Source organism: Myxococcales bacterium (assembly GCA_012517325.1).
Classification (GTDB): Bacteria; Lernaellota; Lernaellaia; order Lernaellales; family Lernaellaceae; genus JAAYVF01.
The window spans coordinates 1-12,349 of record JAAYVF010000024.1 but is presented as its reverse complement, the minus strand read 5'-3'; the positions used below and the strand labels follow the sequence as shown (position 1 = coordinate 12,349).

Here is a 12,349-nt window from a genome sequence, read left to right as displayed (position 1 = left end):
GCGCTCACCGGAGCGCCAACTCGCGCAACACGATCCGCTCGGGCAGGGAAGTCGCCGCCGCGATCGCGGCGATCGTCATGCCGCTTTGCGCCAGCCGCCGGACGACCGCCGGCATCGGTTCGCCGATTTCGATGAGGTGTCCGTCGGGGTCCGCGATGCGCATGACCCGCTGACGCCAGGGCTGTTCCCGCAAATCGTGCACAAAAACGACGCCGTTTTTTTGCAGGCGGTCGCGAATTTCATCCAGGTCGTCGGTTTCGAAATACAATTCGAAACTGTCGTCGCCGAATCGCACCGCGCGGCCATTTCCCAACAATCCCTCGAAATGAGCGCGTTGATGGAGCGAGAAATCGCCTCGGAAAACGATATTCTCACCGTAGTCGGCGATCACGGTTTGCTTCAGCACGTTGCAATAAAAATCGCGCGACCTTTCCAGATCCTCGACGACCAGGAGCGGACAAACGAATCGCATCGCGATGCCTTTCGATAAAACGGGTTCAGACGAAACGCGCGATCAACTCGGCGCCCAGGGCGTAGGCCTTGCGGCAGTCTTCCGGAAAGACCTCGGCCCGGCGCTTGGCTTTATGGGCGCCGCTGAACGCGGTGACCTCATATTTTTCGTAATCGTCGAATTGATACGTGTCGGTGACGTACAGCGTGGCGACGTCCTCGTCACTCAGGATCCGCTTGATCGCCGCTTCCATCGCCCCCAGGGTAATCGGGTAATTTCGCGCTTCCGCTCCGGCCTGGGTGGTGTTCATGGTGTAGATGATGCCGACCGGAATCGCCTTTTTGCGGAGAAGCGAATAATTTTTGTCGTACAGCATGTACTGGAACAACAATCGTTCCAGGAACGAGCGCATTTCACCCGTCACCGCGCCGAAATAGATCGGCGAGCCCAGAAGCAGGATATCGGCCTCCTCGATCTGTCGCAGAATGGGAGCCAGGTCGTCGTTCAGGGCGCAACGGCCGTAGCTTTTTCCGGTGCGCAGTTTGCAGGCAAAGCAACTGGTGCAGCCTTGGTAATGCAAGTCGTACAAATAGACCAGTTTGGTTTCGGCGCCCTGGGCGGCCGCGCCCGCCAGCGCGTTTTCGAGCAGGGTGGCCGTGTTCCAGTTTTTGCGGGGACTGCCGTTGATCGCGATCGCGCGCATGGTTCACCTCGTGATCGATGATTTTTGCGGCTCTTCTTTTACTGCGCTGAATTAAACCAAAACCCAGCTCTATTGGGTAGAGGCGCGTGGCGCCGGCTGAGAATCATTCGCGCCGTCCATTCTCTCGTCACGGCGCCAAAATCGCATTGTGTTTTCCGCTCAATCCGATGAAGATGCGGACGATTCGGTTTTTCCGGGGAAGGGAAAGAAACATGCAGACTTTCGCGTTTCGGCTTTGCCTGTTGTTGCTGGCTTGCGGCTTGATCGGCAGCGCTCTTTGGGGCTGCGACTCGAACGACGACGATGATGATTCCGGCGCCGGCCCGACCGATGACGATGCCGCCGATGACGACGCGTCGACGGACGACGATGATGACGACAACGACGACGATAACGATAACAACGACGACAATGACAACGACGATAACGACAACGACACCGGCCCGGAACCGCTGGACGATGGTTCGTTCACCGACGATTCCACGCCGTTCGTCTCCGGCCTCGACGGGCGGATCGCCACGCTGCTGGATGATTGCGCCGCCGAGGGCCTCGGGAGCGGCAGCATCAACGCCCAGGTTTGCGTTCTGGCAACCGGGGCCGGCGCGGTTTCCGACGCCGCCATCGCGGCGGCCTTGTCCCGCGTCGATGCCCGGGAGGATTGCGCCGATTTCGGCGTCGCTTCGCTGGTCCGCATTTTGGCCAAATACGGCGACGATCCCAATCTGTCCCCGGCGCAATACGACACCATCGTCGCGTCGCTCTTGAATTTTTCCTACTGGGTCGACGAACCGGGCAACGACGCGATGAACTACCAGACGGAAAACCATCACATCCTCTTCAACTCCGCCGCCTTCGTCATGGGCGATCTTTTTCCCGACGCGATTTTCACCAACTCGGGGATGACCGGCGCCCAATTGCGCGCGAAGGCGCGCTTCTATATCGACCGTTGGCTGGAGTTCCGCCTCCGGTTCGGCTTCACGGAGTTTCACTCGGACGTCTATTACAACGAGGACATCCCCGCGCTGGCGAACCTCAGCGACTTCGGCAACGACGAGGATATCCAGTTGCGCGCCCGCATGGCTTTGGACGTAATGCTGCTGGACATGGCGCTGAACAATCACGAGGGCGTTTTCGGCGTCGCGCACGGCCGGACCTACATGAAGGACAAGCAGAGGCTCGAAACCGAGGACACCAAAACCACGATCTGGCTGATGTTCGGCAAGGGCGATACTTACGGTGACAACGATTCCATGTCCGCGGTCGCCCTGGCCGATTCCGATCTGTATCGACTGCCGGCCGTGGTCGAGGCCGTCGGTTCCGCCCGACCGCGCGGGTTGGTTTCCAAGGAAAAGATCTCGCTCAACGTCGCCGACGGTCCCGCGCACGGCATCGGCTACGACAATTACGACGACGTGTTGTACTGGTGGTCGATGAACGGCTTCGTCGCCCCGGAAGCGATCGAGACGACGTTCGCGATGTTCGAGGAATGGGGTCTGCTGGCCGCGCCGAGCCCCTTCGCGGCCTTCGCGCTCGTCAAACCGCTCAACGACCTGGGCATCCTCGACGACCTGATGTGGGGTTTGTTCCCGCTGGCCTGCGGCAATTCCATCCAACAGGCGAATACCTACGTTTACCGGACGCCCGAGGTGATGCTGGCCTCGGCGCAGGATTACTGGAAAGGGATGCTCGGCGCGCAGACGCACGTCTGGCAGGCGACTCTCGGTTGGGAGGCGCTGCTCTTCACTACCTATCCGGGCGGTTTCGTCGAGAACGAATTCGCCGGGGACTGGACCGGCGGCTGGCATCCGCGCGTGGCGCAGTACCGCACCGCCGCGATCATTCTTTATCGCAAACCCGAACTGGATCTGGCGCTCGTTCAGCCGATCGTCGACCTGCTGCTGCCCAACTACACGCACGCTTTCATTCCCACCGAGGCGTTCGATGAAGTCGTGCAACAGGACGATTGGACCTTCGTCCGCTACGGCGACGGGTACGCGGCGCTGTATTCGTACAATCCGACGGAATGGCGGACCGAAGGGGAATGGGCCGGCAAGGAATTGGTGGCCGACGGAGCCGAGAACGTCTGGATTTGCGAGGTCGGCGACGCGACCTTGTACGGCGATTTCGACACCTTCCAGCAGTTGGTGGCGGCGGCGCGGGTGGAAATCGAACCGGCAACGCAGCAGGTGCTTTACGAATCGCCGGGGCAGGGCCGGTTAGTCTATTCCTGGGACGGCGACTTTATCGTGCGCGGCGCCACGATTTCGCAAGCGGATTACGGCCGCTTCGCGAATCCGTTCATCGAGAAGAATTGGGACGACACCGACCCTTACGTGGTGGAACGCGGCGCACTGAAACTGACCGACGACCCCGAAAATCTGATCCGGGAGATCGTCGAGTAGCGTCGAACTTTTTAGCGGCGCCTTATTTCGCGGGCTTGATCCGGTCCGGCGTAACCCATTCGTCCCACTCGTTACCCCAGCCGTCGTAATGGATTTTGTATTTGCCCGCGTTGGCGTCGGCCCCGACTTCCAGGATCGTCGAGGCATACCAGGTGCCCTTCCAGAGGACTTGCACTTTCTGGCCCTTGGTGTAGGTCGTCGCCGTCGCCGCGTAGGCCGCCACCGACACGAGAAAGCCCAGCAGCACGATCACGGCCATGATCCACAACATCCGCTTTCCGTCCATTTCGGTCTCCTTTCGGTGAAGAAGGTTGCGCCCCCATCATCCGCTTCGTCGCCAGGTGAAATCAATCGAGAATCGCCACCCCCAGCAGCGGCTGATTTTCTTCCGCGGCCGGCGGATCCTCCGGTTGCCATTCGCCGGCGGATCCACGGAAAATCACCGCGCGCGACGCGAAATGGTCGTAGCCGACAAGGTAACCGCCGCCGTTGGAGTCCGTCGCGATGGCGTCCAGGCCCCAACCGCCGTCGGCGAGGGGTAGCGTTTCCGAAGTCCATGCCGCCGTTTTTTTCAAAAGCAAGCCGCGCCCATTGATCCAATCATAACCGACGGCAAAGACGGAATCGTCCGAGCATCCGATTCCACGTAAATCCCAATGCAGGCTGATCGCCGGTAATGTTTCCTTGCTCCACCCCTTGGCGGTGCGCCGTAAAACGAGCCCTTGCGCAACGGCGCCGTGGGTTCCGACCGCATAAACCTCGTCACCGGGGCAGGCGGCCACGGCCGTCAGTTGCCATGAACCAGCGACCGCGGGTGGTTCCTCGATGGCAAAACCCTGTTCATTGCCGCTCCAAAGAATGCCCAAATTAGTGTAGTAATCACGCCCAACGGCCACGGCCTCGTCTTGGTTGATCCAGGAGATGTCGCGGGCGACGCACATGCCGTTGGCATTGGGCTCGGCCACGGCCGCAGCGGTGAATTGCACTCCGTCATCGATCCAGATGCGGCTAGTCGTGAACCCCATGTTGGCATAGCAACCGGCGCTGGCGGCCCGCGTGGCGTTCAGCGCGCTGACGCCGAATTGCCAACAGGAATAACACGCGAAACTCCGGTCGATGAGCGTTCCGTCCTTGTACTCGTAAACGCCGGCGGTTTGGCCGTATCCCCCGACCAGAAACGCGCCGGCGTCATTAAAAGCTGAAACGTCGTTCAGAGGGTAAAGAGTAGGAACACCTGGGAAAGTCAGCGCCGACCAGCCTTTCGGCCCTCTGATCCAGGCAACGGGCCCGTAATTCTCGGAACCGCCGACGGCAATGGCATTTTCCGAAGTCTCGTCGTCATCGATCGTATCGTCATCGGCGGGTGTCGTGTCGTCGTCAGCCGGAGTGGTGTCGTCATCGGCCGCATCATTGTCGTTGTTGTCATCGTTGTCATCATCATCGTCGGGCGGGGCGGCCGAATCGTCATCCGCTTCATTCGCGGTCGTATCGTCATCATTGTCGGAAACGCATCCGGCAAACAGAAAAACGAGCGCCAAGATAAACAAGATTGGCATACGAATCGGTCGTATCCGCATGGTGCCCTCATTCATCGCCGCAGACAGAAGCTGTTTCATCAATCGGGTTCCTCGGCATGGTGTGAGCCGGTAAGTCGAATTGTTTGCAAACGCGTTTTCGCGACAGTTGTGGAAAATCACGATGGACCGGTGATCAGAATACGAAAGACTAATTTTATTTGCAAAGAGTCAATCGAGTGGGAAACGGCTAGGAGTGCGCCAAAAGGTCGATCAACGTGCCGCAACCGCCATTTCTGATGAATTCACCGTGCTCGTCGATTGTCGCAAACCGCCGGCCGGAAATTTTCGCGCAAAGTATCTCTCCAGCGGTCGCCTGATCGAAGTCGCGCAAAATCTGTTGCACTTCTCCCTGGTTGCGGTCGGCGGACGGTTTCCCGGTATCATTCCGGCAGGCGGCGAGGGCGCGCAACCAGATCGCCGCGCCGAGCGCGCCGCAGGCGTTGCCGCTCAAGCCAAGACCACCGGCGAAGCCGGCGACCATTGCCGCTTCCGCGTCGCCGGCGCCCATTTTTTTGGCCAGCAGGGAGGCGCAACTCAGCGGCGGTTGCGGCGATTCGGTTGGGACGAGAGTTAGGCCTTCCTTTGCCGTGCGAAACGCCTCCGGCGTCCATTTTTCCGCCAGGTTGAAACAGGGACTGTAATAGAAAAGCCCGAGGACGGTTTTCAGCAAAAGCTTGGCCAGACCGGATTTGCTGGTCAGATCGCAACCGGTGATCTCCCGGCAATCGACGCTTTTCGCGCTCCCGGCGAAGGATTCCATCAAGCCGCGAGTCGTCGCAATGGCGACCGCCGCGGCCTGGTCCGGATCGCGGTAGCGGCGGGAGGCTTCGGCGCCGACGGCCAACGACGCGCCCCATAACATGCCGCATTGGTGACCGGTTCGCATGAGCCCGCCGGCCAACGGATCCGCCGCGCGTTCCTCGGCGTCCGCTGGATGGCCGAATTCGCGGTTCAACAGGAAATGAAAGGTGCGCGAACAGGTCCCGCAGCGGTGAAATATTTTTTTCGTATCGTTGGGCACCGTTTTTCTCCCGCGCGTGATATTCTTCTCGGCGCGACAAGACAATCATTGCTCGATTATTCGCCCGTGAAGTGCAAAATCGTGCCGCCGTCGCCGACGGCGTAGATGTTATTGGCCGACGTGCCCCACACGGCCCACAGGTTCGAGTCGAGGCCGTGTTCCGGGTCGTCCGCCGGCGTCCACGATTCGCCGTCATAGTGCAAAACAAATGGGCTTGACCCGACGGCGTATACATTCTGGGGCCCGGTGCCCCAAATCCCGCACAGGCCGCCGGACATGTCGGTGAACATCGAGGTCCAGGAAACGCCGTCGTAATGAATCGCCTGACCGCCGCCGCCGACTCCGAAAATATCCGTTTCCGAGGAGGCCCAGATTCCATTGATGTATTCGGCCAACCCGTTGAAGGGATTGGTCCACGTCGTGCCGTCGAAGTACCAGATGCCGGACCCGTTCGAACCGGCGCCGCCGACGAATACCGCCGAGGCCGAGAGGCCCCAGACGGATTGCGTGTTCGGGTTGTCGGGCAGGGTGGTCATTTGCGACCACGCAGCGCCGTCAAAATGGTAAAGTCCGCCGCCGGTGCCGCTGTTGCCGCCGTTGCTCGAGGCGTAAATATCCGTCGCCGACGAGCCCCAGACGCCATCCAACGGCGCCGGGGTGGCCAGGCCGGTATCCACGGCCGCCCAGGTGGAACCGTCGTAATGCTCGACCACCGGAGCGTCGGTCGCATTGTCGCCGCCGACCGCGTAGACATTGCCGGCCGAGAGGCCCCACACGGCCCAGAGCGTGGTGTTTTCGTCGGTTTTCATTACCGACCATTCCGCCCCGTCGAAATGCAGGATCGTGCCCGCGTAACCGACCGCGAAGATGTCGGTTTCCGAAGATCCCCACAAACCGTGAAGATCGTCTTCGGTCACGCCGTTCACCACATGCCAACCCGGACCGTCGTCGTCATCGTCGTCGGCCCCGGAATCGTCGTCGTCGTCGCCGCCGCTACCCGTGTCGTCGTCGGCGGAGTCGTTGTCATCGTCGTCATCGAACGAAAAGCAGGCGGTAAGCGCCGCCAATGAAAAAAGGACAAGCGCGAACAAATAAAAATTGTGCATGATCGACCCTCCCCCCGTAAGCGGCCGGTTGAGATGCCGTGGTTCGCCGAAAGCTCGGAAAGAGCGAATGTTGGAACCATTGATACGCCGCTTGATTCTCGCGGGCAAGAATTATTGCGGAAGCCGGAGAAAAAAATGAACCGTCGGCAGCGCTTATCCGGAGACTTTCCGCCGATCGGGTCACTCGACTTTCGTAAAGCCGATCGCTAGTCCGTCAGTCGTTTCGACGCCCAGTCCGGTGAAGACGACGCGGCCTTCCGTGCGCCACGAAAGGCGATAGGCCGCGCCGCTCCTTTCGATCAGCAGATCGAAGGTGCCGGCGTTGCTACCGTCCGGAAGAAAATAGGTGACGACGTGATTGCCGCAATAACCGTTGCTGAAGGCGCCTTTGACCATGCCCGTTCCCAGCCCTTTGTCGAAAAGCAAGGCGGTGGTCCAGGTCGCTTCGAGCGCATCCGGTGCGGTTGTTTTGCGATAATACCCGACTCCGACGTAAGCCATGATTCATTCCTTTGCAGATGGCGATTAAACGGATTCGAGGTCCGGGGTGAGGCGCTCGATCCGCCGGCGGAAACGCTCCGCAAACCGGGCCAGCATGGCGCCGTCCACGATCTCGTGATCCACGCTGATCGTCAGCGAGAGTTCTTCCCGCCGTACGCGTTGCCCGTCGATGATTTCCTCTTTGCCGGCGATGCCGCCGACGGTCACCGTCAGGGTATAGCCGGAAACGGGCAGGCCCCAATCGCCGCCGGAACCGAACAATCCCGGCGCCGTGACGCAAACCGTGCCCGCGGTCTTTTTCATCAGGGCGGGGCGGGAATACAGAAAACGCCAGAACAGCCGCCGCACGAATCCCGGGAACCAGGGATAAAAACGGATATAACGCCACGATTCGGCCGCCGCCGCGCCGCTCTTTTGCGCCGCGCGGATTTCCTCGTGAAGCTGCGCCGGTGATTTGCGGTTGGCCGCGCGCAAGACATGGGGCGCCGCGATCCGATCCGCGCCGACCTCGTGCTCGACCAGCACGCACACGTCGACATCGTCGAAAATCACCAGGTGGTTGCCCTGCCGGTACGCCTGGATCGTTTTGTCTTCGTCGATCGTCCGCGCCAGGCAATGAATCAGCAAGGCGGTGAAGGAGCGGCGCTGCCCGGTTCGCGCTTCGTAATCGCGCAGGGCTTGCCGGGCATGGGTCACGTCGATCGCGCCGAGAAAATGAATCGCCGGTTTGCGCCGCGCGGCGCGCAGCGAATCCACGATGGCCAGGCGCTGGGGCGACAGGCGGACGGTGCGAAACGTGGTATCATTCTTCGGCAAGGAAGCTCCCTGAATCGTGAGAAAACGAAAATAGAATCAATATTCGCGGAAGTCGAGTCCGCCAGCGAAAGCGCGCGCCGTCGCCGGAGATTGTCGAATGATTGTCCACATCACTACCCGCCAGGAATGGCAAGCCGCCGCCGGGGAAAGCGAATATCGCGCCGCCTCCCTGCAAAGCGACGGGTTCATCCACTGCTCGACCGTGAAGCAGGTCGTCGATACCGCCAACCTCTTTTTCCGCGGACAAAACGATCTGCTGCTCTTGATCATCGACGAGAAACGATTGAACACCGAGTTGAAATACGAAGACCCGACCGGCCGCGGCCACGATCCGGGCGTCGGCTCGCTGTTTCCGCACGTTTATGGGCCGGTCAACCGCGACGCGATCCGGCAAGTCGTCGAATTCCCCTACCGCCAAGACGGCACCTTTGCTCTGCCGGATGAAGTGCAAAAGTTGATCTGACCTCGCGGCGGCGCGTCCTTACAAAAAAATCTCGGGCAAAAAAAATCTTGACACCGCAAATTACCAATGGTAATTACCAGTGGTAATGAACGGTGCCGCGTTGGTCCCGGCGGCGCAAGGAGGGCGAGATGAGCGAAAAACCGATGGCCCGGCGAATCCTCGAGGTCACACTCGAGCTGATCGACGAAAATCACGGCCTGACGGGCGTCGATCTGCGCAAGATCTCGCGCGCGCTCGGCTGCGCGCACACCAACATTTACAACTACTTCGACAGCTATCCCGATTTGCTTTGGCACACCTTGGTCGAGGCGGTGGAGCGACTGGTGAACCACACGGAAATGGAAATGGCGAAAACCCGGCGGAAGCGCGACGCCTTCCGGGTTTTCATCGGCAGTCAGATTGATTTCGCGCAAGCCCATCCCGGCTGGTATCGCTTCATTTGGATGGAACCGTTGCCGGGAGCGCCGCGGGAAAACTTGGTGCCCAAGCTGGCCCAGCCGGCCGCCGATTTCGCCCGTCATCTGGCGGCCATCGCGCCGGCGGCGGTACCCGCGACGGCCATCGCCCGGGCGGCCGATATCGTGCACGGCTATCTGCACGGAGTGCTCTCGCGGTTGGTGGCCGGCCGTTACATTCAGGGCGTCGGCCCTGAACTGCGGGAAAAGATCATCGCCGACGCGGAACTTGTCTTTCAACTGTTGTGCGCCGAAACCACGTCATCGAAAAAAGGAACGAAACGTCAATGAAAACGATTCTCCAAACGGCGGCTTGCTTGATCGGCTTACTTTTTGTTTCACTTTTTTTGGCGGTCGTTCCCGCCGTGGCCCAGACGACACCCGCCGAAAACGGGACCGACCCGGCGCCGAATCCGCCCGCCGCCGAACGAAAACACGCGATCGAGGCCAGCCCGATGTCACCGCTCATGCGCATTTACGTCGTGCAGTATTCCTACCAGTTTGCGCCGCAAAACGATCTGATGCTCGGCTTGTCGTATATGAACATTCAGTTCGACGACGGCGCGACCCATGCCCCCGGCGTGATCGTCGGCCTGCGCCACTATCTGTGGAAGGGGTTGCACGCCGAATACCAGTTGTGGCCGGCTTACGACTGGTATTACGAAAAGCACGAAAAGAAATACTACTCCGGCTTCGAGCTTTGGAACGAAGGGCGCATCGGCTATCGCTTCGACATCAAACTGAGCGAAAAGATTTCGCTCTACATCACCCCGCAATGGGCCCTGGGTTTCGGCGTTTACGGCGGCAACAAGCCGGAAAGCTTCAAGAAGGAAGTCCGCGACGAACCCTACTTCGGCGCGCCCCTGGTCTTCACGGGACTCGGGTTTTAACCCTACCGATCGGGAGACGCCGGTTGCGCGATCAAAGGCAACTGGAGGGCGCCGATGTAAAATGATACCGTGATCGCCGAAGATTCCCCAACCCATTTTTGGCGAGGACGCGGCCATGATCGGTATCGCGCTGGAGATCAAGACCGACTGCACGAACTGCGGCGAGCAGTTGGCGGTCAATGCCCTGGTGCCCCGAATCGTCTGCCATCGCTGCAACGTGGCCAACGAATTTTCGCCGGAGCTGTGGAACTCGCTGCTGGAGGACATGTTCGAGGAAGTGCCCGGGCTGAAACCCGATGAAGGCTCGGACTCGACGATGATCCTCGGCTCGCGGCAGTTCGCCGTCCGCTACGGCCGCCAGCAGCCGCGCGTGCCGCAGACGAAAAAGCCGCTCGACCTGAAAGCGGTGCTGGCCGCCGCCGGCCAGGGTTTCATCGCCGTCGACGGCGGGACCGGGCGGATCTCGGTTCGCCGGGTGCCCGCGGATTACGCCGATTTTCTGGGCAACGTCGTTTGCCTCGTCGGCGAGGATTTCAACCTGCTGCCGGGAGCGGCCGCCGCGCCGGCCACGACGGCCACACCGCCCGCGGCGAGCGGCGCGACTCCGGTCACGCTGCATTGCTACAACTGCGGCGCGCCGTTCGCGGTCGACGGCCAGGAGCGCGACATCACCTGCGAGCATTGCGGCACCACGACGATCATTCCCGATGAAGTATGGAAAAAACTGCACTCGACGCAGCCGGCGAGCCGTTGGTACCTCGTGTACAACGAAAAGGCCGACCGGATTTTCGACGCGGCCGGCCTGGCGCTGGAGTGGGACGATCTTGGGGATTTGCTCATCGACGAGAACGATTTCCTCTATCTGGTCTGCACGCTCGAGGGTAGCGAGACGACCGTCGTGGCCTCGCTCGCGCCGGACCTGACCGTGCGGTGGGTGCAGCGCGACGTTCCGGTGCCGTTCGAAAACGACGACAGTGTGCGGGCGCGGCTGGCGCTGGCGGCGGATGACCGGTTGTGGCTGCACCAGAACGGCCGCAACACCATTCACGTCTTGTCCCGCCGCGACGGCCGCCTCGCAGATAAAATCAGCTTTTCGAAAGACCGGCAGAAGTCGTCGCCGCGCCTGACGCCGAAGCGGTGGAAGTCTGTGATTCAGGACCGCGACGGCTCGCTGCTGGCCTATTACGGCGTCGACGACATCGAGTATCCGAACATTCTCAACGGCCCGGTCCGCTGTTCGCCGGAGGGCGAGGAACTGGCGGTATGGGGTACCGGCAAAGCGAAGCGCCCCAATTTCCTGGTGCGCTTTTTCAAGCAATCGCTGGGCACCGTGGCGGTGGCCTTCAGCGAGGTCGGCAACAAGCCGGACCGCCTCTACGACATGGACGTGCAGATTTACCTGGCCGGCGACGGTTCGTACGTGTTCGTCAGCTATACGCGCCTGGCCCGTTTCCAGCGCGACGGCCGCAAGGTCTACTACCGCGAAATCCCCGAATGCAACAACCTGACCCGCATCCATCTGGACGCGGACGGCACCGCCTACTTCGTCAGCGATGAAAAGGTCGTGCGGCTTTCGCCGGACGGCGAGCGCCTGGAAACGCTGAGTAAGCTGACCTGGCGCGGTGGTTTTCTGGGCGAGGAAACCTTGCTGGCGCGGGGCAAAAACGGCACGCTCTATCTGTTCGGCGATGACCAGCGCGCCCGCGTCATCGGCCCCGACGGCAAGCCGGTTTTCATCAGCCGTAAAAGCCGCGACGACGACGAAAGCAACAAAGACAAGAAAGATTATCCGGCCGACGACGACGACGCGGCGGAAAGCGATTCCTAGCAGTTTGTTGAAAAACCCGCCTTCTCATTAAACCTCGGCATCGGCTTCGTTGTCCAAGCGCCAAAACCTCGACGGGAGTAAGGCGATGCGCGGAATGGACGAGCGGCAGCGGAGCTTGATCGTGCTGATGAACCCG

13 protein-coding genes are annotated in these 12,349 nt (G+C 60.7%); 5 read left to right on the top strand and 8 right to left on the bottom strand.

The annotated features are described in order from the left end of the window. Positions 1–4: 4 nt before the first annotated feature. Entirely contained in the window at positions 5–472 is a 468-nt protein-coding gene (locus tag GX444_04690) for a glyoxalase/bleomycin resistance/dioxygenase family protein (GenBank protein ID NLH47885.1), read from the bottom strand. A 25-nt stretch (positions 473–497) separates the two neighbouring features. Beyond that, on the bottom strand, positions 498–1,154 hold the full coding sequence (locus tag GX444_04685) for a flavodoxin family protein (GenBank protein ID NLH47884.1): 657 nt from the start codon (positions 1,152–1,154) through the stop codon (positions 498–500). Between the two features lie 212 nt (positions 1,155–1,366). Between GX444_04685 and GX444_04680 the strand changes: the two genes are divergently transcribed. Continuing rightward, on the top strand, positions 1,367–3,556 hold the full coding sequence (locus GX444_04680) for a hypothetical protein (protein ID NLH47883.1): 2,190 nt from the start codon (positions 1,367–1,369) through the stop codon (positions 3,554–3,556). A gap of 22 nt (positions 3,557–3,578) precedes the next feature. Here the strand turns inward: GX444_04680 and GX444_04675 are convergent, their stop codons facing one another. The 6 genes from GX444_04675 to GX444_04650 all read right to left on the bottom strand — a co-directional run bounded on the left by GX444_04675 (position 3,579) and on the right by GX444_04650 (position 8,577). Then, positions 3,579–3,842 (bottom strand): hypothetical protein, encoded by a 264-nt coding sequence (locus GX444_04675; GenBank protein NLH47882.1) that lies wholly within the window; start codon positions 3,840–3,842, stop codon positions 3,579–3,581. A gap of 61 nt (positions 3,843–3,903) precedes the next feature. Beyond that, positions 3,904–5,112: a hypothetical protein gene (locus GX444_04670; GenBank protein NLH47881.1), complete on the bottom strand. Its 1,209-nt coding sequence runs from the start codon at positions 5,110–5,112 to the stop codon at positions 3,904–3,906. 208 nt (positions 5,113–5,320) lie between these two features. Further along, complete coding sequence (locus GX444_04665; GenBank protein NLH47880.1) at positions 5,321–6,154, bottom strand: C_GCAxxG_C_C family protein; 834 nt, start codon at positions 6,152–6,154, stop codon at positions 5,321–5,323. A 56-nt stretch (positions 6,155–6,210) separates the two neighbouring features. After that, positions 6,211–7,260: a hypothetical protein gene (locus GX444_04660; GenBank protein ID NLH47879.1), complete on the bottom strand. Its 1,050-nt coding sequence runs from the start codon at positions 7,258–7,260 to the stop codon at positions 6,211–6,213. Between the two features lie 180 nt (positions 7,261–7,440). Then, positions 7,441–7,761, bottom strand: a complete 321-nt coding sequence (locus GX444_04655) for a hypothetical protein (protein ID NLH47878.1) — start codon at positions 7,759–7,761, stop codon at positions 7,441–7,443. Positions 7,762–7,785: 24 nt separating this feature from the next. After that, positions 7,786–8,577, bottom strand: a complete 792-nt coding sequence (locus tag GX444_04650; GenBank protein NLH47877.1) for a 2-oxo acid dehydrogenase subunit E2 — start codon at positions 8,575–8,577, stop codon at positions 7,786–7,788. A gap of 97 nt (positions 8,578–8,674) precedes the next feature. On the opposite strand from GX444_04650, the gene GX444_04645 reads away from it, so the two are divergent. From GX444_04645 to GX444_04630, 4 genes are all read left to right on the top strand, one after another. Beyond that, a complete protein-coding gene (locus GX444_04645; GenBank protein ID NLH47876.1) occupies positions 8,675–9,040 on the top strand; it encodes a DUF952 domain-containing protein in 366 nt (121 codons plus the stop codon). 128 nt (positions 9,041–9,168) lie between these two features. Then, on the top strand, positions 9,169–9,786 hold the full coding sequence (locus tag GX444_04640; protein NLH47875.1) for a TetR/AcrR family transcriptional regulator: 618 nt from the start codon (positions 9,169–9,171) through the stop codon (positions 9,784–9,786). After that, positions 9,783–10,385 (top strand): hypothetical protein, encoded by a 603-nt coding sequence (locus tag GX444_04635; protein NLH47874.1) that lies wholly within the window; start codon positions 9,783–9,785, stop codon positions 10,383–10,385. The genes GX444_04640 and GX444_04635 overlap by 4 nt, the downstream gene beginning before the upstream one ends. 115 nt (positions 10,386–10,500) lie before the next feature. Then, entirely contained in the window at positions 10,501–12,213 is a 1,713-nt protein-coding gene (locus tag GX444_04630) for a hypothetical protein (GenBank protein ID NLH47873.1), read from the top strand. Positions 12,214–12,349 lie beyond the last annotated feature (136 nt).

Coding starts and splice junctions, on each gene's coding strand:
- GX444_04630 (NLH47873.1), top strand. CDS start 10,501: ATGATCGGTATCGCGCTGGAGATCAAGACCGACTGCACGAACTGCGGC.
- GX444_04635 (NLH47874.1), top strand. CDS start 9,783: ATGAAAACGATTCTCCAAACGGCGGCTTGCTTGATCGGCTTACTTTTT.
- GX444_04675 (NLH47882.1), bottom strand. CDS start 3,842: ATGGACGGAAAGCGGATGTTGTGGATCATGGCCGTGATCGTGCTGCTG.
- GX444_04645 (NLH47876.1), top strand. CDS start 8,675: ATGATTGTCCACATCACTACCCGCCAGGAATGGCAAGCCGCCGCCGGG.
- GX444_04685 (NLH47884.1), bottom strand. CDS start 1,154: ATGCGCGCGATCGCGATCAACGGCAGTCCCCGCAAAAACTGGAACACG.
- GX444_04660 (NLH47879.1), bottom strand. CDS start 7,260: ATGCACAATTTTTATTTGTTCGCGCTTGTCCTTTTTTCATTGGCGGCG.
- GX444_04670 (NLH47881.1), bottom strand. CDS start 5,112: ATGCCAATCTTGTTTATCTTGGCGCTCGTTTTTCTGTTTGCCGGATGC.
- GX444_04640 (NLH47875.1), top strand. CDS start 9,169: ATGAGCGAAAAACCGATGGCCCGGCGAATCCTCGAGGTCACACTCGAG.
- GX444_04655 (NLH47878.1), bottom strand. CDS start 7,761: ATGGCTTACGTCGGAGTCGGGTATTATCGCAAAACAACCGCACCGGAT.
- GX444_04690 (NLH47885.1), bottom strand. CDS start 472: ATGCGATTCGTTTGTCCGCTCCTGGTCGTCGAGGATCTGGAAAGGTCG.
- GX444_04680 (NLH47883.1), top strand. CDS start 1,367: ATGCAGACTTTCGCGTTTCGGCTTTGCCTGTTGTTGCTGGCTTGCGGC.